Here is a 20,854-nt window from a genome sequence, read left to right as displayed (position 1 = left end):
CCTGACATGGCGCTACATTTTCTTGACTACTTGGCCCACAACCGCCACTGAGCGCAGTACGGTGGGAATATGGAGCATGATTCGTCTCTCCTCTTGGCTGAATGGCCACGAGACGCGGATGGGCACCGTGGCTGAATCAGAGTTGTCCGACGACGAGCGCATGCGGACGGCCGATGCCGCAGAGCTCTACTACCTCCACAATCTGAAGGTCGAGGACGTCGGTAAGCGTCTGCACCTGTCCCGGTCGACCGTGTCCCGGATGCTCGCGCGGGCCCGCCAGTACGGTGTGGTCGAGTTTGTCCTGCATCGCACACCGGAACAGTCCTCGCACCTGGCGAACCGACTCAGTCATCACTTCGGGGTGCGCGCACTCGTCGCCGACGACCGAGATGCCGGTGCGGACGGCCCCCGGCTCGACCCCGTCGCCGAGTGTGCGGCCCGGCGGCTCGCCGGTGTCGTGGCTGCGAACATGACGATTGCGATTGCCTGGGGCGCCACTGTCGAGGCGGTGTCGCGGCAGCTGATTTTCAGTCCGACCCGGGGGGTACGCGTCGTCCAGTTCAACGGTTCCGGGAATGCGTCCGCCTCGAACATGCTCAACGCCGGTCAACTCCTCGACAGATTCGCCCAGGCCTTCTCCGCCTCGGCACACCACTTCCATGCGCCGGCGTTCTTCGATACCGCGACCACCCGTGCGGCGATGTGGCAGGAACGCTCCATCCAGCGGGTCCTCGCGATACGCCGAAATGCCGACGTGGCACTGTTTTCCGTCGGTGCACTCGACGACGAAGTCCCCGACCACCTGTACCGGTCCGGCTATCTCGATGCCGTCGACCTTCAGGAGCTCCGCCGGGAGGGCATCGTCGGGCACATCGGTACCGTTTTCCTACGTGAGGACGGCAGCTCCGATCACATTGCCATCAACCAACGCAGCACCGGTATGCCCCTGGACGAGCTTCGCAAGGTGCGTACCCGGATCCTGGTGGCGACCGGCCCGGCCAAGCGCGCGGCCGTCCTGGGGGCGCTACGCGCCGGCGCCGCCACAGACCTGATCGTGGACGAGGTGACGGCCCAGGCCTTACTCGATGCCTGACCGCTCGACCCCGTGGAAACATTCGACATGTGGAGGTACCTGTGAGGCCGACGATCCCCCACCTGCGCCGTGCCATGCGAGATGACGTGCGCGACGCGCTGCTCGCCATGCTCATGGACGGCCGACTTGCCGCCGGGACATCGGTGAGCATCGATCAGCTCGCGCGCGATCTCAGCGTCTCGCCCACCCCGGTACGCGAGGCTCTCGTCGAAATCGAGGCGACCGGGCTCGTGCAGCGGGCAGCCCACCGCGGCTATCAGGTCGCACCTCCGATGAGTGCCCAGCAGGCCGCCGAGCTGGCAGATGCGCGGCTGGTCGCCGAGACGACGGCCGCACAATGGGCGGCCCGGTTGCAGGAACCGGACCTGCTTCCCGAACTGCGCGCCGCACACCGCGCACACGAGGAGGCGGCGTGGGCAGTGCGCGAGTGGGATGGGGTGACCCGGGACCGCAACGGGCTGCCACCGACGCTGATGCCGTACTTCGACGCAGACTGGGCCTTCCACCAGACGATCCTCGACCACTGTGGCAACCGCTTCCTGCGCCGCATGGTGGCGGGGTTGGGCGCCTCGGTCCAGCGCATGCGCCAGAATGTGCGCCGGGGGCCGGTCGACACCGAGTTGGCGGTCGCCGAGCACGGGCGGGTACTGGCCGCGATCGAAACCGGCGACCCGCAGGCCGCGGCGGATGCGATGGGCGCCCATCTCGAAGCGGTCCGCGAACGGTCCATCGCCGACGCCTGAGCAGGTCGGATCGAAACTGCCGAAATCTCAGCCCTCGGCGGCCAATTGCCCGCAGGCAGCGGCGATCTCACGTCCACGGGTGTCGCGCACGGTGCAGGAAACCCCATGCTCGCGGACCCGTTTGACGAATTCCCGCTCGACGGGCTTCGGGCTGGCATCCCATTCGCTCCCGGGCGTCGGGTTGAGCGGGATGAGGTTGACGTGCACCAGCGGACCCAGCTTGCTGTGGAGCTTCTTGCCCAGAAGGTCTGCGCGCCAAGGCTGATCGTTGACATCGCGGATCAGCGCGTACTCGATGGACACGCGCCGGCCCGTGACGTCGGCGTAGTAGCGCGCGGCGTCGAGCACTTCGCCGACACTCCACCGGTTGTTCACCGGCACCAGGGTGTCGCGCAACTCGTCGTCGGGAGTGTGCAGCGACACCGCCAGCGTCACGCCGAGCCGCTCGTCGGCCAGCTTTCGGATGGCCGGGGCCAACCCGACGGTCGACACCGTCACCGATCGCGCACTGATCCCGAAGCCCTGTGGCGGGGGCGCGATGATTCTGCGGACAGCGGCAAGCACGCGGTTGTAGTTGGCGAGCGGTTCGCCCATGCCCATGAACACGATGTTGGAAAGCCTGCCGTCATGCTCGGAACGCATGGCCGACGAGGCCGCCCTGACCTGTTCGAGGATCTCGGCGGCGGACAGATTGCGTTGCAGGCCGCCCTGTCCGGTCGCGCAGAACGGGCAGGCCATGCCACAGCCGGCCTGCGACGAGATGCACACGGTATTGCGCTGCGGATAACGCATCAGCACGGACTCGAACGTCGTTCCGTCAACGGCACGCCACAGTGTCTTACGGGTCTCCCCCGCGTCGCACTGAATCTGCTTGACCGGATCGATCAACGTCGGGAACAGCGCCTCGGCCACCTGATCCCGTACGGCTGCGGGCAGGTCGGTCATCTGCTGCGGGTCGGCGATGAGCCGACCGTAGTACTGGTTGGCGAGCTGTTTGGCGCGGAAAGCAGGCAGGCCGAGCTCCGCGACGGCGGCGGCACGCCCGGCTTCGTCGAGGTCAGCCAGGTGGCGCGGCGGCATGGCGCGGCGCGGGGCGTCGAAAACCAAAGGAAGGGAGATGGCCATGATCGCCACCAGTATCTCACCGCCGGCGCCCAAGCCACGAATTCACGCCAGCAGCGTCAGCACGATCCAGCCCACGACCGCCGAGGGCAGCATCGCGTCGATACGGTCCATGATCCCGCCGTGACCAGGTAGCAGCGTGCCCATGTCCTTGATGGCGAGGTCGCGCTTGATCTGCGATTCGACGAGGTCGCCCAGCACGCCGGTGACGACCAGCAGCAAGCCCAGCGGCACGCCCACCCACGCCGGTTTGTCCAGCAGAAACACCACCGAGAGAACGGCGGCGGCGATACCGAACAGCATCGAACCGCCGAGCCCCTCCCAGGACTTCTTGGGACTGATCGCAGGCGCCAGCAGGTGCTTGCCGAACAGGACACCGGCGACATAACCGCCGATATCAGCGAAGACAACCGTCACGATGATGGTGAAAACCCGGTCGCCGCCGTGGTCGGCGAAGATGAGGAGCGCGGTGAAGGCCGCGAACATCGGCACCCAGGTGGCGAGCAGGACCGTGGCGGCGATATCGCGCAGATAGTTGACCGGTTGCTGGTTCAGACCCTGGCCGACCAGACGCCACACCATGCAGACGACGATCGTGCCGCCGTAGGCACCCAGCAGACCGACCGCTCCGAACGGCCAGGTCAGCCAGATCATCGCCTGCCCGCCCACCAGCAGCGGCACGGTGGGCAGGGCATAGCCGTGTTCCCGCAGCCGCCGGATCACCTCATGAGTGGCGATGGCGATGGCGACTGCCAGCAGCGGCAGCCACCATTTCGGCGCGAACAGAAGGGTGCCGATCGCCATCGCACCGAGCACCGCGCCCACGCCGATCGCCGCGGGAAGGTTGCGGCCGGCGCGTGATTGTTTCTTCGACGGCTCTGAAGCCGGTGTACTTGCCACGGAACTTGCTTGCTGATCGGCCATTCAGACCTCCAGCAGCTCGCCTTCTTTGTGCTTGACCAGGTCGTCTATCTGCGCGGTGTACGTGTGGGTGGCCTTGTCGAGATCCTTCTCGGCGCGCCCCACCTCGTCCTCGCCTGCCTCGCCGTCCTTCTTGATGCGGCTGAGCTCTTCCATGGCCTTACGGCGGATGTTGCGGACCGCCACCTTGGCGTCCTCGCCCTTCGATTTGGCCTGCTTGACCAGGTCCCGGCGCCGCTCCTCGGTCAGCTGCGGTACCGAGATCCTGATGACGTTGCCGTCGTTCGATGGATTCAGGCCCAGGTCGGAATGGCGGATCGAGTCCTCGATCGCCTTGAGTTGGGTCGCTTCGTACGGCTTGATCACGACGAGGCGCGCCTCGGGGATGTTGATGCTCGACAGCTGGGTGATCGGTGTCATCGACCCGTAGTAGTCGATGTTGATGCGGGAAAACATGCCTGGGTTGGCCCGGCCGGTGCGGATCGACGCCAGATCGTCACGGGCCACTGTCACGGCCTTTTCCATCTTCTCTTCGGCGTCGAAGAGAGTTTCGTCGATCACGCTGCCCCGCTCCTTATCGCTCCTCGCGTGCGCGGTCTCCCGTCGCTAGCGACCCGTCAGGTAGTGACGAGTGTTCCGATCTTCTCACCCGCCACCGCACGAGCGATATTGCCGTCGGTGAGCAGGTTGAACACCAGAATCGGCATCCGGTTGTCCATACACAAGCTGAACGCGGTGGCGTCGGCCACCTGCAGGCCGCGGTCGATGACCTCACGGTGGCTGATCGCGGTGAGCATTTCAGCGTTCGGGTCCAGCCGCGGATCCGCGGTGAACACCCCGTCGACCGCCTTGGCCATCAGCACCACATCGGCGCCGATCTCCAGCGCCCGTTGGGCGGCCGTGGTGTCGGTCGAGAAGTACGGCAACCCCATGCCGGCGCCGAAGATCACCACACGCCCCTTCTCCAGGTGACGCACTGCCCGCAGCGGAATGTATGGCTCGGCCACCTGCCCCATGGTGATCGCCGTCTGAACCCGGGTGTCGATGCCTTCCTTCTCCAGAAAGTCCTGCAGGGCAAGGCTGTTCATCACAGTGCCGAGCATGCCCATGTAGTCCGACCGGGTGCGCTCCATCCCTCGCTGTTGCAGCTGGGCGCCGCGGAAGAAGTTGCCACCTCCGATGACGACCGCCACCTGGACGCCGCTGCGGACGACCTCTGCGATCTGACGGGCTACCCGGTGCACCACATCGGGATCGAGGCCGACCTCACCGGCGCCGAACATCTCGCCGCCGAGCTTCAACAGCACGCGTGAGTACAACGGGCGAATTGGTGCTGCGGCCTGGCCGGCGACATTCGGATCCGCCATCGGTTTCCTCGGCACTCCTCGCATCAGAGAGCCACCCCGGATGGTCCAGGACGGCCCCTCCATCCTGCCTTATGGCAGGCGTCAGGCAATGCCCGGGGGATTCCTTCGTGAATTTCGCGCGCCGCCGGCCCCGCCGTCGCTAGCCCAGATGTGCCTGCAGCAACCAACCGGCCAGCGACTTGCGACCGTCACCCTCATCACGCAGGTCGTCGCCGGCGAAGGCCGCGAAGTCGGCCAGTTCCTTCGGCACATTGGCGTGGATGCGTGCCGGGCGGACATCGTCGATCACCCAGTACTTGCCGACGATCTCGCGCAGCTCGTCCTCGGTCACCGGATTGGCCGGCCCGGTGTCCCCCATGGCCGCCTTGTCGAAGACGAGCACGAAGTAGGACGCGCCGGGTGCGGCGGCCCGCACGATCGACTGCTGATAGCCCTCGCGCAGCTCGACCGGCATGGAGTGGAACAGCGTGCTGTCCACGATGGTGCCGAAACGCCCGTCGTAACCGGTGAACGCACTGATGTCGGCGACGTCGAAGCTCACGTTGGTCAGGCCACGCTTGGCGGCTTCGGCGCGGGCAAGCTCGATCGCCGTCGACGACTGGTCCAACCCCACGGTGGTGAACCCGCGTTCGGCGAGGTCGAGCGCCGTCGCGGCCTCACCGCATCCGGCGTCGAGCACGTCGCCGTGGAATTTGCCCTCGGCGATGAGGGCCGCGATCTCCGGCTGCGGTTCGCCGAGGCTCCACGGTGGGCGGACACCCTGAAACTCCGGGGCTTCGCCGCGGTATGCCGATTCGAAGATTTCTTCTGGTTTGGTCATGAATCCGGTATATCAACCCGGTTGATATGTGTCAATATGGCTGACATGGGCGACGTTCTCGAGGACCAGCCACTGGGTTTCCTGATCTACCGCGTGGTCGCGGTGCTGCAACCCGCCGTGGCCACGCAACTTCAGCCACTCGGCCTGACCTTGCCCGAGTTCGTCTGCCTGCGGATTCTGTCGATGGCACCCGGCCAGTCCAACGCCGAACTCGCCCGCCACAGCAATGTCTCACCACAGGCGATGAACAATGTCCTGCGCGGGCTGCAAGATAAGGGCGCGGTGCGACGGCCTGCCACCGTGGCGTCCGGGAGAGCCCTTCCCGCCGAGCTGACGTCGGACGGCGCCGCGTTACTCAAACGCGCCGAAGCCGCCGTCTATACCGCCGAAGACGACGTTCTGGCCCGGCTCAGTGCGGACCAGCGAAGTGAACTCAAGCGTCTACTTGCTCACGCCGTGGACTGATCACAGCTGAGGCGGCGGCATCAGTGCACGGGCTCGTCGTTGGCGTCCATGCGCGCCAACGCAATCGAGGCGGCATTGCGGACATGGACCACGGTTGCCGCTACCGCGGATTCCGGGTCCTTCCTGGCGATCGCTTCGACCACGGACGCCAGTTCCTGCACAGTGTGTTCATGACGGCCGGGTGAACCGAGCGTCAACAGCCGAAGCTGACTGATGCGCGCCTGCACGTTGTGCAGCATTTCTCCGATGACCCGGTTTCCTGACGCGGTGATAAGTGCCTGATAGAACCGGTTTTTCGTGTCGAGCAGCGACTGCAGATCCTCACAGTCGGCGATGACTATCTCGTCATAGACCGCCCGGAGCGTCTTGACGTCTTCCGGCGGTGCGTGCAGCGCTGCCAGTCGGGCGGCCGCCGATTCGAGTGCTTCACGCGTCTGGTAGAGATCGGCGACGTCTTGGCGGCTGAGTTCGGCCACCACGGGGCCGACATTGGGTTCGATCCGAACCAGCCGTTCGGTTTCCAGCTGGCGAAGCGCCTCCCGGACAACGGTGCGGCTCACCCCCACCTGCTCGCACAGGTCTTTTTCCTTCAGCCGCGCACCGGGTGCGTGCTGACCGGAAACGATGGACTCGCGGATCGCGGCCACCACCTGATCACGAAGGGGCGCAGCATATCTGATGATATCCACGAAATCCTCCTCGATCTTCTGGTGCTTCGGTCTTCGGGATGGCCTGCGCCCCTTCGGGGACCCCGCCCTGCGATTCACCCGTCACCGTAGCGTTGCCCCACGTGGCGTGGAGACCGATGCCGCGTCGCCCTGAATGGCCTCGTTGATCGATCGCGTCCGGGACTGGACCACCACAGAGATGACACCCGAGGTCAGCAGAAGCAGCGACACGACGATGAATGCCCCTTGGTCGTTACCGAACAGGTCCCTCAGCCAACCCGTGACGAACGGTCCGGCGAAGCCACCAACATTACCGATGGTGTTGACCAGAGCCAGACCCGCACCGACCGCGACGCTGGAGAGGATTCGGGCGGGGAGGCTGTAGACGAGCGGCATCGCGGAGATCACCCCTACCGCACAGAGGCTCACACCGACCATGACGATCCAGGGGTCGGTCGCAAAGGCGGCAACGATGATGCCTATCGCCCCCACGACGGTGCTGATCAGAACATGCCATCCGATGTCGCCGGACTTGCTGGCATGCCGCGGCCAGAGCATGAGAGCGATCGCCGCGAAAACATACGGAATCGCAATGATGAACCCGTTTTCCACAACCGAGAAATCGGTGCCGAACCGCTCGGCGAAGCCCGTGACGACACTCGGCAGAAAGAACCCGATCGCGTACAAGCTGTAGACCACTCCCAGGTATGCGATGCCCATGATCCAGACGCGGCCTGAACGCAGTGAGGACAACATCCCTCCGGAATGCCCACGCGCTTCTGCCGGGGTGTGCTCGTCCTGGTCCTGGATGAGCGCCTGCTTCTCGGCATCGGTCAACCACGTCGCCTCCGACGGGCGGTCTGTCAGCCAGAAGAGGGCGGCGATACCCAGGATGATGGCGGGCACACCGGTCATCAAAGTCATGAACCGCCAGCCACTCAGACCGAACACGCCATCACCGGCATTGATCAACCAGCTGGCCAACGGACCGGCGATGACCGACGAGATCGGAATACCCAGCAGATAGATCGAGAAGGCCTTGGGGCGCTCACGATTGGAGAACCAAATGGTGAGATACAGCAGCACCGTGGGCGCGAACCCGGCCTCGGCAACGCCGAGAAGAAAACGCGCGGCGATGAGCCATTCATAGCTGGGCACGAATGCGGTCAGCGATGCCACCAGTCCCCAGGTCACGGCAATCCGCGCGATCCAGACCCGGGCGCCCGTTTTCTGCGCGGCCATCGCGCTGGGTACCTCGAGAAGGATGTAACCCACGAAGAAGATGCCGGACGCCAGACCGAACAACGTCGCCGTCATCTGAAGTTCGTCGCTCATGCCGTTCGGAGCGGCGATACCGAGCGCTGTTCTGTCGACATAGTTGACGAGGTAGAGCAGAAATATGAATGGCATCAACCGGACGTTCACCTTGCGCAGCGCGGATCGGCGCGCTGAGTCCGGCTCTCTCGTCCGATCGGCGTCGGCGCTGAATGTACTTGCCATGATGTTGCTCCGTGCCTTCATGAAGGGGTTATGGGTAGGTGGCCGAGCGGTCAGGTAAAGCGCAGGCCGGCGTCCAGGCTCAGGGTCTGACCGGTCATGAACTTGCTCTCCTCGCTCGCCAGATAGAGCACCACGCCGACAAGATCGGACGCGTCACCTTTGCGCTTGAGTGCCTGTTCCTCCAGGTTTCGCCGCCAGCCCTCCTCCGAAATCGTCTCGCGGGGAATTTCGGTGACGATGCCATGGGGGCTCACGGTGTTCACCGTGATGTCATCCGAGCCCAATTCCGTTGCGAGGGCGTGTGTCAGCGCCCATACGGCACCCTTGGAAGCGATGTAATGGGCGTAGTTCGGGCGGCCGGTCACCACCACACTCGAGGAGATGTTGATGATGCGGCCGTACCGGTTCTTACGCATCACGGGCGAGACCGCCTGGCAGCACAGGAACGTGCCCTTGGCATTGACGGCGAAGAGGCTGTCCCACTCCTGCACTGAAATCTCTTCGAACGGCTTCATTTTCAGGGTCGAGAAGATCGCCGCATTGTTCACCAGGATGTCGACCTGTCCGAACGTCTCGACCGTGTTGTCGACCATGCTCTTGACCGACTCGGAGTCCGAGACGTCGGTCGTGGACGCCAGGGCACGCCCACCTGCCGATGTGATGGCGGCGGCAACTTCTGCCGCCTTCGTGCCGTTGAGGTCGGCGACCACGACAGCCGCACCTTCCTCGGCGAACTTCTCTGCGTAGATTCGGCCGATGCCCTGCCCGGCTCCGGTGATGATGGCAACTCGATTGTCAAGTCTCATATGAATACTCCGATTCGGTTGGTGCTACGAATATCTGGCCGGGCAGGCTGATCAGGCCCGCGTCATGTGCAAGTTGAAGATGCCTCCGTCCACCATGAGCGTGCTACCCGTGGTGGACCTGCTGAGGGGGTGTGCGAAATAGGCGACGGCATGGGCGACTTCGAGCGGAGTCACCATCCTGCCGATGGGCTGACGGGAATCGAAGTCCGCGCGACGTTGGACCGGATCATCCGCGCGGGCAGCGAGTTCGGCCATGAACGGGGTATCCACGGTTCCGGGATTGACCGCGTTCACGGTGATGCCCTCCGCGACAAGATCAGCCGCGACCGCCCTGGTCATAGATTCGATGGCGCCTTTGGTGGCGGTGTAGGCAGCCCGCTGACGAAGTCCGGAGGTGGCCGTCAACGACGAAATGTTCACGATGGCAGCGGAATCCGATTCCCGAAGTAGTGGCAGCGCCGCACGGGTCGATCGAACGTATCCCATTACGTTGATGTCCCAGAGTCGGTTCCAGTCCTCTTCGGTCCCATCTTCGATGGCGCCCACGAAGCTGACCCCGGCGTTGTTGACCAGGGTGTCCAGGCCCTTGAACCGCTCGGCCACCTCGGCCACGGCGGCGGACACCGCCCGATGGTCACGTAGGTCGGCGACGAGGTGCAGATGATGATCGTCATCGCGGGTGCAGTCCTTGACGTCGAGGCTCGCGACAAGCGCGCCGAGTCCGAGGAAGTGGTTGACGCAAGCCTCTCCGACACCGGAGGCGCCGCCCGTCACCAGAATGCGCCGGCCGGCGAAATCGTCACTCACGCTTGGCCTCCGACGGCGGCCGCGGCCGCCCCATCCCGTCGCACCTGGAGCTTCTCCATCGAACGCGTCCTCGCTTTCCTGAGAGTGAAAATGTGAGCTGGATCATCGTAATACGAGATTACCGTAATACGGTCTTTCGCCCCTGGCAATACTGCTGGTCACTCAGGCACCCGCGTCGCCGACGTGCGGCGCGGTGGCGATTTCGAGCAGCGCCGGCCACAGGTAGGTCTTGCACAGCGGATAATTCTCGGAGATCGGGAAATGGCCGATGCCGCGCATCACGCCGCCCCGGGCACCGGGGATCGCCGCGATCGTCGCTTCGGTCTCCGCCGGACTGCACGCATAGTCGTATTCACCGGTGAACAGGTAAACCGGACAGCGGGCGGTGTCGATATCGTGTTCGCGACCGCGCAGGTCCACTTCGTTGCTGTAGTAGTAGGTATCGCCGCGGTAGATACCGGGGCCGCCCTGGGCGTACATCCACCACACCTCCCGGCGTGCGGGTTCGGGACTCTGTGGAGCCATCAATCCGTATGTCCATGACGGGACCGCCTGGTTGCTGTTGACATCAGGCAGCAGCGACCAGTCGTCGAAGCGGCCGTCGACTTTCGCAGCGCCGGAGAAACCGATGACGCCGCCGATACGGTCGGGGTGCGCGCGGGCCAACTCCAGGACGAACGATCCGGCCATGGAGCAGCCGACTACGATGGGTTGCTCGAGATGCAAGGCCTCGATGACCGCCATCACGGTATCGAGGTAAAGCTCTGCGGTGAGCAGGTATTCGCGTTCCCACCAGTTCTGCGGCGGCAATGACTTGCCGTGCCAGGGCAGATCGAAGGCCAGGATACGGAACCGGCGCAGGACTTCGTCGTCGGTCTGCAGGTGGCGATACTGCCGCGAGTCGGCGCCCGCGGTGTGCAGGCACACGACCGGGATGCCATCTCCGGACTCTTCGACGTAGATCCGGTTCGGACCGCCTTGGATGTCCACCGTGAGGTAGCGCCCGGTGATGGGTTCATAACGGCTCATGCGGTGCCCTCCTGACGGTCGACAGCCACCGTGCGCATCAGGTCCAGGACCCGGTTGAGGACATTGAGGTTCTGCAGCAACGCATGTCGGCCGTCGATGGAGAAGTCGCTTCGGCGCCGTTGCATAGCGAGGATGTGGTGGGCGGGTGGCCTCGGCACCGGTTCCAGGTAGGAATCCCACGCAGCGGCCGATCCGGTGAGGGTGACGGTGGGGATCGCCGCACCGCCGTCCTGGACTCCGATGGTGGCGTGGTCGATGCGGTAGGAGCGGTCGAAGTCCTGCCCCACCAGCCGCAGCGCCACCTCGGTCCATCGGCTGATGAGCCGGAATTCGGCATCGCCTTCCACCGCGGCAAGCCAGTCAGCTTCCCACCCGGTGTCCAGACCGGTCACTCAGCGGCCCCGAGGAATTCGGGATCGTCCAGCGCAGCGACCAGGGCGACAAGAGCGCCGAGATAGCTGTGGTGGCGTAGGCCCATCGACATGCCGGTCGCGGAGCGCGTGAAGTTGGATTCCCACGGTCCACCCGGGAGCCCACGACCCGACCACGGGGGTGCCGAGATGTTGGAGAAGTGCGTCTCCACCCACGGCCGCCCGGTCTCTTCCAGGGCGTGACGCGTCGGCTCGCCGGTCTTGGTCAGTCCGGCCGGGTTGAGGATGTAGGCGTCGGTGCGCGCCGCGGAAGCGTGGATCGCATCCAGGATCTCGCCCTCGTGATTGGATGCCAGCGCCTCGATGGTGACGCCCATGCCCTCCCCCAGTTCACGCATGTAGTCCTGCAGAGCGGTGATGGAGGCGATCGGCCCGTACACCCGCTTGTTGCGGTTGCCCAAATTGGGCATGTTGGGGCCGTCGATCAACGTGATAACCAATGGCCGGTCACCGGCCCGCTGCCAGCCCAACCCTGCTGTGCTGCTGTGTGTCATCTGATACTCCTGAGGTTGTCGATGCGGTGGTGCGACGCGCGGAACACCGTGGGGGCGAAGGACATTCGAGCCATGAACTGGCGCAGGAACGTTCGGAGGCCGTCACCGCGTGGACGGCGACGGGATGAACGCGTCAGCCTGCGGTCGTTGTGCGCCTCGCCACATCCTTGGTCACCGCGAATGTATGACAATATTGCTCCCGCCGTCAACCACTTCGCGCGAACACTCGGCGAAGTCGCTACGACGCTGTCAGCGATAAGGTTGTTTACCTGTGTTTATGGGAAGTCATTTGGCAAGAATCCCGGTTGCGCGGTAGAAATAATTGTCATACGTTCGGTCTGCACACGCAGTGAAAGTTCGGCCTCAATCGCCGAGCACATGTATTGCGCCAGCGCAACCAACCCGCGCGCACCCGTGCCGCCACACTTTTGTATGACAACTGAACTGGGGTATAGCTCATGCAGGAGACCACGACCGCCGCACCGGCGGCGGCCACCGCGACGCCGCCACGAACCAGACTGGTCGGCGGATTGCGCGATGCGATCAGTCACGGGCTGCTGACGCAGGGAACCCGTCTGAACGAGCGCGAACTGTGCGAGTCCTACGACGTCTCGCGGACCGTCGTCCGCGAAGGGTTACGCCAACTCGAGGGCGAAGGTTTCGTCACCATCGAAGCCAACCGCGGCGCACTGGTCGCCAAGATCTCCTACACCGATGCCGAGCACCTGTTCGAGGTTCGCGGCGCGCTGGAATCGTTGGCGTGCGCGCTTTTTGCGCGACGCGGCACGGTCGCACACAAGCGCGCCCTCGCCGCATGTACCTCACGCGTCGCGAAGGCCATGCAGGGCGGCGATCTGACTGACGTCCTCGCCGCCAAAGACGCCTTCTACGACGCGCTGCTGGAAGGCGCCGGAAACTCGGAACTCACCTCGGCCCTCCGGCTCCTGCATGCGCGCATCCGGCTCCTGCGCCGGTACTCGCTGTCCGCTGACAACCGGCAGCCCGAAAGCCTTGCCGAGATCACCGCGATCTGTGACGCCATCGTCGCCGGCGATATCGAAGGCGCCCGGCGTGCCGGCGAATACCACGTGGCACAGGCCAGTCGCGCCGCACTGCCGCGGATCTTCGATGACCTGTGCCGCAACGAGACATGAAACCACCACGGCCGGCCCGAGCATCCTCCCGAGTCACCGTTCGCAGTTGAAAGGAAACCTGTGTCTGATTCCACCGAAGCCCTCGAGTACGTCAACGAAATGGCCCGTGCCCGCGGCTATGTGCTGCCGTACCACAAGCTGATGGCCGAAGCCGATCTCGATGTTCTCAAGGCCGCGAACGGTCTTGTGTCGGCCGCGTACACCAAGCAGCGAAAACTCGACAAGGCAACCAAAGAACTGATTTTCATCACCAGCCTGACGGTGCTGAAGGCTTCCCACGGCCACATCGCCGGCCATATCCGGGTGGCTCTGGATCTCGGGGTCTCGGCGCAGGAGATTCTCGAGGCGATCGAGATCGCCCTACCTGAAGCAGGGGTGGTGGCGTTCCAGCACGGATTCGAGGTATGGGCCGATGTCGTCGGCGCCACCGGCATCGAACCGACGGTGGAGGTACACGGATCCGACGGCTGACACCCCGGCGAGCCGACTTCGGCAGGCAGAATCCCCCGATTCCTTTGGGAAAAGGGGGATTCTGCGTGTCACGGTCTAGCGAATGGGTTCCACCCTCTTGATCATCAGACCGAAGCACAACGCCCCGGCGACGACGACCAGACCGGTCAGCACCAGCGGCACCTCGAACGAGCCGGTGGCACCGTACAGCGCGCCGATGACGATGGGGCTCAACGCACTTCCGATGTTGGAGAAGAAGTTCTGCGTGGCGCCCAGGCTGCCCACCGTGCTGGTGTCGACGACATCGGCGGGCAGGCACCAGATGGTGACGATCGTGAAGGCCGACGCCGCATACGAGATCGACATCAACGTCAGGGCCTGCCAGGCCTGCGGTGCCACCGCGGCCAGCGCGATCACCGAACACACCAACATGCCGCCCACCAGACACGTCTTGCGGACACGGTTGAGCGACCAGCCACGCGACAGCAGGTAGTCACCCACCAGGCCACCCGCCCAGCTGCCCAGGATCGCCGCCAGCGGCGGGATCATGCCGAAGATGCCCAGCTTGAGCAGGTTGAATCCGCGTTCTTCGACCAGGTACGAGGGAAACCAGGTGAGGAAGAACGTGATCATGAAGTTCAGGCAGAAGAAGCCGAGCATCATGCCCCAGACCGTGCGGCGCCGGAACAACTCGGCGATCCGCATCGGCTTGGCGTCCGGATCGACGTTGCTTGCCGCCTGCTCCTTGTGACTTTCGTGGATGATCGCCAGTTCGGCTTCATTGACCGCGGACATGAACTCCGGGCGTCGGTACCAGGCCCACCAGCCGATCGCCCACAGCACGCCGAGGGCACCGGCGAAAAGGAACGCCGCACGCCAACCCCACAGCCCGATGATCAACGCGATGATCGGCGTCGCCGCCGCGCTTCCGATGCGCGCCCCACTGTCGTAGACGGAGGTGGCCCGGCTGCGCAGGCGCAACGGGAACCACTGGGAGACAGTCTTCGCCGCGGCCGGGTACGCACCGGCTTCACCTACGCCGAGCCCCAGTCGCAGGCCCAGCAGCGCACCGAAGCTGCTCACGGCTCCGGTCGCCCCGGTGAACAGCGACCACACCAGTACCGACGCGCCGAACATGACGCGTTCACCGAACCGGTCGATGAGCCGGCCCGCCGGGATCTGCATGAGCGCGTAGCTCCACGAGAAGGCACTGAGGATGAGTCCCTTCTCGGTCGGGGTCAGGTGAAAATCCTCGGTCATGAAAGGCAGGCTCACCGATACCGCCGAGCGGTCGATGTAATTGATGGCCAATCCGAACGCACAGAACACCGCAACTGCCCAGCGCACCTTTGACGCGCGGCTACCGCCGGACGGGGGTGAGTCAGCGGCGGCGGGCTGTCCGGGCTTCATTGCCGGCGTGCTGGTCATCGTCGAGCCTCCAGGTTCGGACCTTTGTGATTGTTTCGCTCATGTGAGGTGAGGGGAAGCGTGGGCTCCAGGGAGCTGTGGTGCGCGACACAATCACTTCTCAGGATCACTATGATCGAAGCAATCATCTAATTTGTCAACAGTCGATCTAGAACGCGCTTAGAAGCATGATTCGCGCGCTTAAGCACACATAGTCGCGCTTCAATGCGCGAACCACGCATCTAAGATTGACTTGCGCACATCGCGCATGTAACTTCTGAGGCGTGACTCAGCCCACAGACTCCGATGCCGACGCCGACGCGGATATCGAATCCGGTGACGACGCTGTCGTCCGACGTCGTGACGTGCGGGGCGCGCGGCGGCGCGAGCAGATCCTCAATCTCCTGCAGACCGTGGAGTCCGGATCGCTGAGCGTGGAAGAGATCGCCGAGCGCTTCGGTGTCTCGTTCGCGACCGTGCGCCGCGACCTGAGCCGGCTGCACCAGGACCGTCACATCACCCGCACCTACGGCGGCGTGGCGTTGACCGTTCCCACCGAGCAGTCCATCCACCAGCGCCACCTCGAGTTCACCCGGGAGAAGGACGCCATCGGACGCGTGGCCGCCGAGTCGGTCACCGACGGCGCCGTGGTGATCGTGGATGCCGGCACCACCACCGAGTTCGTCGCGCACCACCTCGACGCCGAAGACGTCACCGTGTTCACCAACGGCATCGGCGCGATCAACATCCTGATGCGCAAAGAGGACGTGTCCGTGGTGGTGCTCGGGGGCCGGTTGCGGCGGGTCAACGAGACCATCAGCGGCGCGGAGGCCGAGAACATGTTGCGCTCGGTCATCGCGGATTTCGCGTTCATCGGCGCTGACGCAGTCCATCCGCAGTACGGCGTCGCCTCGCGCACCCTGGAGCAGAGCCGGCTCAAGACACTCATGATGCAGCGGGCCAGGCAGACCGTCGTCGTCGCCGACCGGCGCAAGTTGGGTAGCGACCAATTCAGCTACTGGTCACCGCTTCCCACACACTGGCGGTTCGTGACCGACGACGGTGCGGCCACCACTGAACTCGACGAACTTCGCGCGATCGGCGCACACATCGACCTCGCGCACCCGCTGCGGGCATTGACCGACACCGCCGATGAGAGAGGCACCCAGTCGTGACGACCACCACGTCGCATTCGCGCGAAACCGTAAACCCGTCCGAGGCACAGTCGTTCCGCCAGGCGGTGCTCTACCGCCCCACCGAGATGCGGATCGAACAGGCCCCGATGCCGGCATTGCAACCCGGCGACGTGCTGCTACGCGTCGATGCGGCGCTGTTGTGCGGTACCGACGTTCGCATCTACGAGGGCCGCAAACAGAAGAACGTCACCTTCCCCACCGTGCTCGGCCATGAGTTCGCAGGCACCGTGGTCGACGCCAACGGTGCGTTGCCCGAAGGCGTGCAGATGGGTGATCAGGTTGCGGTGTACCCGCTGGTCACCTGCGGACAGTGCACGGCGTGCCGGCGTGGGCACGAGAACATCTGCCGCAACCGCAAGGCGTTCGGCTACCAACTCACCGGTGGCCTGTCCCAGTACGTCCACGTGCCGGCGGCGGCCCGGCAGAATCTGGTGCCCGTCCCCGGCGTGCCTGCCGCCCAGGCCGCCATCATCGAGCCGGTCGCATGCGCTTACAACGGACAACAACTCGCGGGAATGCCAAGGGCACAAACGGCATTGATCGTCGGATGTGGGCCACTCGGACTGATCCACATCGGCCTGGCCAAGAGCCTCGGTGTGGACAAGGTCGCCGCGGTCGACCCGATCGCCGGACGTCGCGAGATGGCCAGCCGGTTCGGCGCGGACCTGGTGCTCGCACCGGGCCCCGATACCGCCGCCGTCCTTGACGATTTCACTGCAGGCGGAATCGATGTACTGGTCATGGCGATCGGCCGGATCGACGCCCTCACACCCTATTTGGGCAGCCTGGCCCCTGGCGCGCGGGTATCGGTGTTCGCCGGTTTCGGCGCCGACGCCGATCTCGCGGTGTCGGCCAACGATGTGCACTACAACGAATGGACCATCGTCGGTGCGTCCTCCTGCCGGCTGGACGGCTTCCACGCCGTCGCGCCGATGGTGGCCTCCGGCCAACTTCCCGTCGCCGAGCTGATCGGCACCCAGCTCCCCCTCGACCGTGCGGTCGAGGCAATTCAACTGGCCGGCTCCGGCGCCGACATGCGTGTCGGCGTCGACCCCTGGGCCTGATCTCAACCTCACCTACAAGGAGATTTTCACGATGACAACCACGTTCACGCCTGCCTTCGACATCAATCGGACCGGAACCACCCCGGCGCTGGGCCGCGAACTGCGGTTGCGCCGGCTGTTCGAGGCCGACGGTCGCACGCTGACCGTCGCGCTCGACCAGGCTGTGCCACGCGGTGTGGCTCCGCGACTGGCCACCATCGGAACCACTTTCGACAGCATCGCCGCCGGTGCGCCCGACGCCGTCACGATCACCAAGGGTCTGGCCGGCCCGTTGTTCGCCGGGCGCCCCACACCCCTGCCGTGGATCCTGAAAGCCTCCATGTTCTCGGTGGAGTTCCACCCCACCTATGACGCCACCATCGGCACCGTGCACGATGCCATCCGACTGGGCGCCGACGCCGTGGCCGTCGGAATCTCGGCCGGTTCGTCCCACCAGGTCGCGATGTTCGAAATGTTGACCAAGGTTGTGGAAGAGGCCCACAGCTGGGGCCTGCCCGTGGTGTGCCACGCCTATCCTTCCGGCGAAATGTGGGGTGACCGCAAGGGTTCCACCGAATCGGTGCTCTACGCGTCGCGCGCTGCGGCCGAGCTCGGCACCGACATCGTCAAGACCTGGTACACCGGCTCGACCGCTGAGTTCGCGAAGGTCGTCGAGGGCACGCCTGCCATCGTCGTCGCCGCGGGCGGCGCCCCGGCGCCCAGCCCACTGGACGTGCTCAAGCAGGCCGCCTCTGTCGTCGAGGCCGGCGCGCACGGCATGACCGCGGGCCGCAACATCTGGCAGGCACAGGACCCGGCCAAGATGGTGACGGCGCTCAAGGCGGTCATCCACGGCGGGGACGCCCCCGAGGTCGCCGCCAAGCTGCTGGACTGATCACCGCCGTGTCCTACCTCGGAATCGATGTCGGCACATCGGCCACCAAGGCCGTGGTGATCGACTCAGACGGCAGGGTTCTCGCCCGGTCGCGGGTGTCTCACCCGTCAGCGCGTGGGTGTGGTCCCGGCCGGGCAGACCCCGCTGCCTGGCGTGCCAGCGTCATCGAGGCCGTCACCGCGCTCGGCGCGCCTGCCGCGGCGGTCACCGGTGTCGGCCTGGATACCCACTGCCCCACGGCATTGCTGCTCGACGAGACCGGGCAGCCGTTGGCCACCGGGGTCACCTGGGATCACCAGGGACTGACCGCACCGACCGCCGATCTGATCCGGCTGCTCGGCCACGACGAACAGCGGCTCGTCGGCAACCACCTGATGCCGGCCACGGCGATGGGCGCGGCTTACCGACTGCTGCAGTCGATCGAGCCCGAGGCGGCCGCCGTGGCAAGCACATTCGGCCTGGCCGGCACCTGGCTGGGCCAATGGCTGACCGGACAGCGCGGCATCGACCCCACCCAGGCGTCCTACACCGCGCTGATGGCCAGCACCGACGGCAGTTGCCGATGGCTGACGCGGGCACTGGCACGGTTCGGTATTCCGGAACACCAACTGCCACCGATCCTGCCGTCGTTGAGCGTGCTGGGCACGCTGACACCGGCGGCCGCGGACATTCTCGCCCTGCCCCAGGGCATTCCGGTACTGGTGGGTTCGGGCGACACACCCGCGGCGTCGTACGCACTCGGTGCGCAACCGGGCGGCCGGCCGCTGTTCATCATGGGCACCACACATGTGGTGTCCAACGCACTGGCCGAGCCGGATCCCAGAGCCCGTGCGCTGCAGCGGGCCGATGTGCGGACCGGGCAATGGCTCATCAACGGCGTGATCAACGGCGGGGACGCGTTGGCCGACGGTGCCCGACAACTGGGCTATGGCCGCGGTGATGCCGCCGTGGCCGACCTGGTCGGTGCCGCCTTCACCGCACAACCCGAGCCGTCTGCCCCGGTCTTCATCCCGCACACCCGCCCGGAACGCGGCCCGCTCTGGTTCGCCACAGCGCGCACCGCGGTTTTGGGCCTCGACACCGACACCCCGGCGCCGGTGGCCGCCCGTGGCATAGTCGAGGGCGTGCTGTTCGCCGACCGGATGATCATCGAATCCTGCGTGGGCGCCGACCAGCGAACCCTCTATGTCAGCGGCGCATTCGGCGACGAGCCCGCGATGCCGCAGTTGTTGGCCGACGTGCTGGACCGTGACATCCTGGTAGTCGATGAAAGCCATCTGCCCGCCATCGGCGCGGCCGCGATGTGCTGTGAGGTGCTCGACGGTCACATCGTCAGCCCGCCGCCGACGCGGCGAGTGTCCCCCCGCACCGAATGGCGTGACGTCGTGGCGCAACGCTGGTTGCGTTACCGCGACGTGTGGACCACAGTTACCGGTGCCGTACCGCTCGGCACCCTCGACGAAGCCCTGACAAGGAACCCCTGTTGACGATCTATGTGTCCCGACTTCTCACCGACCGGGCGATGGTCCATTTGGAGTCACTCGGAATGCCCGTGCGAATCGGCGGTGAGAATCCCCCGACCAGAACCGATCTCGAGACAGGCATCGCAGGCGCCTCGGCTGCCGTCGTCACGCTGACCGAACGCGTCGACTCCGCACTGCTCACGGCCGCAGGCGAACAGCTCAAGGTGGTCGCCAATGTCGCTGTCGGGTACGACAACATCGACGTTGCCGCCGCGACCGCGGCCGGTGTCACGGTCACCAACACTCCCGGGGTGCTCGATCGGGCCACGGCCGATCACACGTTCGCGTTGATCCTGGCCACCGCCCGTCGGGTGCTCGACGGTGACCGGCTGCTGCGGTCGCGCCAGGAGTGGGTCTGGGGTCCGCGCATGCTGGTCGGTCTGGACGTGAGTTCGGGTGCCACCCTGGGCATCCTGGGTTACGGCCGGATCGGCAGGGCGATAGCGCAGCGGGCGCAGGCCTTCGATATGACCGTGCTGGCCACGGCCCGCAGCCGGACGCCCGGCACCGAAGAAGACGGGGTGCGGTTCGTCGACACCGACACCCTGCTCGCCGAGAGCGACGTCCTCAGCGTGCTCACGCCGCTCACCCCGCAGACCCGGCACCTGATCGATGCCGATGCCCTGGCGAAGATGAAACCGACTGCCTACCTGGTCAACACCGCGCGCGGCGGGGTCGTCGACGAATCCGCGCTGATCGACGCGCTGCATGCCGGGCAGATCCGCGGCGCCGCACTCGACGTGTTCGAGAACGAGCCGAACGTCAACCCGGACCTGCTGGACGCGCCCAATCTGGTGCTCACACCGCACATCGCCAGCGCAGGAGAAGCAACCCGCGATGCGATGGGCATTCTCGCGATCGACAATGCCGCCGCGGTCCTGGCCGGGAAACCGGCCCTGAACCCCGTCCGATAATCCCGG

At 65.4% G+C, this 20,854-nt stretch carries 23 protein-coding genes; 10 read left to right on the top strand and 13 right to left on the bottom strand.

The window, feature by feature from the left end:
- The first annotated feature begins 127 nt into the window (after positions 1-127).
- Both M1247_RS20715 and M1247_RS20710 read left to right on the top strand, forming a co-directional pair.
- Positions 128-1,093: a sugar-binding transcriptional regulator gene (locus tag M1247_RS20715; protein WP_317158259.1), complete on the top strand. Its 966-nt coding sequence runs from the start codon at positions 128-130 to the stop codon at positions 1,091-1,093.
- Between the two features lie 41 nt (positions 1,094-1,134).
- Positions 1,135-1,836, top strand: coding sequence for a GntR family transcriptional regulator (locus tag M1247_RS20710; RefSeq protein ID WP_317158258.1), 702 nt, complete (start codon positions 1,135-1,137; stop codon positions 1,834-1,836).
- A gap of 27 nt (positions 1,837-1,863) precedes the next feature.
- Here the strand turns inward: M1247_RS20710 and rlmN are convergent, their stop codons facing one another.
- The 5 genes from rlmN to M1247_RS20685 form a co-directional block, all read right to left on the bottom strand.
- Positions 1,864-2,961, bottom strand: coding sequence for a dual-specificity RNA methyltransferase RlmN (gene rlmN, locus M1247_RS20705; RefSeq protein WP_317158257.1), 1,098 nt, complete (start codon positions 2,959-2,961; stop codon positions 1,864-1,866).
- Between the two features lie 42 nt (positions 2,962-3,003).
- Positions 3,004-3,882 carry a phosphatidate cytidylyltransferase gene (locus M1247_RS20700; RefSeq protein ID WP_317158256.1) on the bottom strand — a complete coding sequence of 293 codons (879 nt, stop codon included), beginning with the start codon at positions 3,880-3,882 and terminating at the stop codon, positions 3,004-3,006.
- Positions 3,883-4,440 (bottom strand): ribosome recycling factor, encoded by a 558-nt coding sequence (gene frr / locus M1247_RS20695; protein WP_317158255.1) that lies wholly within the window; start codon positions 4,438-4,440, stop codon positions 3,883-3,885. It abuts the gene before it with no gap.
- Positions 4,441-4,496: 56 nt separating this feature from the next.
- Entirely contained in the window at positions 4,497-5,246 is a 750-nt protein-coding gene (gene pyrH / locus M1247_RS20690; protein WP_317158254.1) for a UMP kinase, read from the bottom strand.
- Positions 5,247-5,385: 139 nt separating this feature from the next.
- Positions 5,386-6,066: a class I SAM-dependent methyltransferase gene (locus tag M1247_RS20685; RefSeq protein WP_317158253.1), complete on the bottom strand. Its 681-nt coding sequence runs from the start codon at positions 6,064-6,066 to the stop codon at positions 5,386-5,388.
- A 36-nt stretch (positions 6,067-6,102) separates the two neighbouring features.
- On the opposite strand from M1247_RS20685, the gene M1247_RS20680 reads away from it, so the two are divergent.
- A complete protein-coding gene (locus M1247_RS20680) occupies positions 6,103-6,531 on the top strand; it encodes a MarR family winged helix-turn-helix transcriptional regulator (protein WP_317158252.1) in 429 nt (142 codons plus the stop codon).
- Between the two features lie 20 nt (positions 6,532-6,551).
- Here the strand turns inward: M1247_RS20680 and M1247_RS20675 are convergent, their stop codons facing one another.
- From M1247_RS20675 to M1247_RS20645, 7 genes are all read right to left on the bottom strand, one after another.
- Positions 6,552-7,220, bottom strand: coding sequence for a GntR family transcriptional regulator (locus tag M1247_RS20675; RefSeq protein WP_317158251.1), 669 nt, complete (start codon positions 7,218-7,220; stop codon positions 6,552-6,554).
- A gap of 81 nt (positions 7,221-7,301) precedes the next feature.
- Entirely contained in the window at positions 7,302-8,699 is a 1,398-nt protein-coding gene (locus M1247_RS20670; protein WP_317158250.1) for an MFS transporter, read from the bottom strand.
- A 50-nt stretch (positions 8,700-8,749) separates the two neighbouring features.
- On the bottom strand, positions 8,750-9,505 hold the full coding sequence (locus M1247_RS20665; RefSeq protein ID WP_317158249.1) for an SDR family NAD(P)-dependent oxidoreductase: 756 nt from the start codon (positions 9,503-9,505) through the stop codon (positions 8,750-8,752).
- Between the two features lie 51 nt (positions 9,506-9,556).
- Complete coding sequence (locus M1247_RS20660) at positions 9,557-10,312, bottom strand: SDR family NAD(P)-dependent oxidoreductase (protein ID WP_317158248.1); 756 nt, start codon at positions 10,310-10,312, stop codon at positions 9,557-9,559.
- A 162-nt stretch (positions 10,313-10,474) separates the two neighbouring features.
- The gene (locus M1247_RS20655) at positions 10,475-11,341 is read right to left on the bottom strand and encodes an alpha/beta fold hydrolase (protein ID WP_317158247.1); all 867 of its coding nucleotides are present in this window, start codon (positions 11,339-11,341) and stop codon (positions 10,475-10,477) included.
- A complete protein-coding gene (locus tag M1247_RS20650) occupies positions 11,338-11,733 on the bottom strand; it encodes a hypothetical protein (RefSeq protein WP_317158246.1) in 396 nt (131 codons plus the stop codon). Before M1247_RS20650 ends, M1247_RS20655 begins: the two co-directional genes overlap by 4 nt.
- Positions 11,730-12,266 (bottom strand): type II 3-dehydroquinate dehydratase, encoded by a 537-nt coding sequence (locus tag M1247_RS20645; protein ID WP_317158245.1) that lies wholly within the window; start codon positions 12,264-12,266, stop codon positions 11,730-11,732. The genes M1247_RS20650 and M1247_RS20645 overlap by 4 nt, the downstream gene beginning before the upstream one ends.
- Positions 12,267-12,724: 458 nt before the next feature.
- Between M1247_RS20645 and M1247_RS20640 the strand changes: the two genes are divergently transcribed.
- Both M1247_RS20640 and M1247_RS20635 read left to right on the top strand, forming a co-directional pair.
- Positions 12,725-13,420, top strand: coding sequence for a GntR family transcriptional regulator (locus M1247_RS20640; protein ID WP_317158244.1), 696 nt, complete (start codon positions 12,725-12,727; stop codon positions 13,418-13,420).
- Positions 13,421-13,480: 60 nt separating this feature from the next.
- Positions 13,481-13,891 (top strand): carboxymuconolactone decarboxylase family protein, encoded by a 411-nt coding sequence (locus M1247_RS20635; RefSeq protein ID WP_317158243.1) that lies wholly within the window; start codon positions 13,481-13,483, stop codon positions 13,889-13,891.
- A 75-nt stretch (positions 13,892-13,966) separates the two neighbouring features.
- Here the strand turns inward: M1247_RS20635 and M1247_RS20630 are convergent, their stop codons facing one another.
- On the bottom strand, positions 13,967-15,298 hold the full coding sequence (locus tag M1247_RS20630) for an MFS transporter (protein ID WP_317158242.1): 1,332 nt from the start codon (positions 15,296-15,298) through the stop codon (positions 13,967-13,969).
- A gap of 263 nt (positions 15,299-15,561) precedes the next feature.
- Between M1247_RS20630 and M1247_RS20625 the strand changes: the two genes are divergently transcribed.
- Genes M1247_RS20625 through M1247_RS20605 form a run of 5 tightly spaced genes read left to right on the top strand, consistent with a single transcriptional unit; the run spans position 15,562 to position 20,848 of the window.
- The gene (locus M1247_RS20625; protein WP_317158241.1) at positions 15,562-16,452 is read left to right on the top strand and encodes a DeoR/GlpR family DNA-binding transcription regulator; all 891 of its coding nucleotides are present in this window, start codon (positions 15,562-15,564) and stop codon (positions 16,450-16,452) included.
- Entirely contained in the window at positions 16,449-17,537 is a 1,089-nt protein-coding gene (locus M1247_RS20620) for an alcohol dehydrogenase catalytic domain-containing protein (RefSeq protein ID WP_317158240.1), read from the top strand. Before M1247_RS20625 ends, M1247_RS20620 begins: the two co-directional genes overlap by 4 nt.
- Positions 17,538-17,568: 31 nt before the next feature.
- The gene (locus M1247_RS20615) at positions 17,569-18,411 is read left to right on the top strand and encodes a class I fructose-bisphosphate aldolase (RefSeq protein WP_317158239.1); all 843 of its coding nucleotides are present in this window, start codon (positions 17,569-17,571) and stop codon (positions 18,409-18,411) included.
- A gap of 8 nt (positions 18,412-18,419) precedes the next feature.
- A complete protein-coding gene (locus M1247_RS20610; RefSeq protein WP_317158238.1) occupies positions 18,420-19,898 on the top strand; it encodes a xylulokinase in 1,479 nt (492 codons plus the stop codon).
- The gene (locus M1247_RS20605; protein ID WP_317158237.1) at positions 19,895-20,848 is read left to right on the top strand and encodes a 2-hydroxyacid dehydrogenase; all 954 of its coding nucleotides are present in this window, start codon (positions 19,895-19,897) and stop codon (positions 20,846-20,848) included. Before M1247_RS20610 ends, M1247_RS20605 begins: the two co-directional genes overlap by 4 nt.
- Positions 20,849-20,854: the final 6 nt, after the last annotated feature.

Origin of the sequence: Mycobacterium appelbergii (genome assembly GCF_032883035.1) — a bacterium.
GTDB lineage: Bacteria > Actinomycetota > Actinomycetes > Mycobacteriales > Mycobacteriaceae > Mycobacterium > Mycobacterium appelbergii.
This window is presented reverse-complemented; position numbering and strand designations above follow the sequence as displayed.

Bases quoted from the DNA above. Each gene is read 5' to 3' on its own strand.
- pyrH (WP_317158254.1), bottom strand. From the start codon at position 5,246: ATGGCGGATCCGAATGTCGCCGGCCAGGCCGCAGCACCAATTCGCCCG.
- M1247_RS20615 (WP_317158239.1), top strand. From the start codon at position 17,569: ATGACAACCACGTTCACGCCTGCCTTCGACATCAATCGGACCGGAACC.
- M1247_RS20670 (WP_317158250.1), bottom strand. From the start codon at position 8,699: ATGGCAAGTACATTCAGCGCCGACGCCGATCGGACGAGAGAGCCGGAC.
- M1247_RS20700 (WP_317158256.1), bottom strand. From the start codon at position 3,882: ATGGCCGATCAGCAAGCAAGTTCCGTGGCAAGTACACCGGCTTCAGAG.
- rlmN (WP_317158257.1), bottom strand. From the start codon at position 2,961: ATGGCCATCTCCCTTCCTTTGGTTTTCGACGCCCCGCGCCGCGCCATG.
- M1247_RS20630 (WP_317158242.1), bottom strand. From the start codon at position 15,298: ATGACCAGCACGCCGGCAATGAAGCCCGGACAGCCCGCCGCCGCTGAC.
- M1247_RS20665 (WP_317158249.1), bottom strand. From the start codon at position 9,505: ATGAGACTTGACAATCGAGTTGCCATCATCACCGGAGCCGGGCAGGGC.
- M1247_RS20655 (WP_317158247.1), bottom strand. From the start codon at position 11,341: ATGAGCCGTTATGAACCCATCACCGGGCGCTACCTCACGGTGGACATC.
- M1247_RS20640 (WP_317158244.1), top strand. From the start codon at position 12,725: ATGCAGGAGACCACGACCGCCGCACCGGCGGCGGCCACCGCGACGCCG.
- M1247_RS20645 (WP_317158245.1), bottom strand. From the start codon at position 12,266: ATGACACACAGCAGCACAGCAGGGTTGGGCTGGCAGCGGGCCGGTGAC.
- M1247_RS20680 (WP_317158252.1), top strand. From the start codon at position 6,103: ATGGCTGACATGGGCGACGTTCTCGAGGACCAGCCACTGGGTTTCCTG.
- M1247_RS20685 (WP_317158253.1), bottom strand. From the start codon at position 6,066: ATGACCAAACCAGAAGAAATCTTCGAATCGGCATACCGCGGCGAAGCC.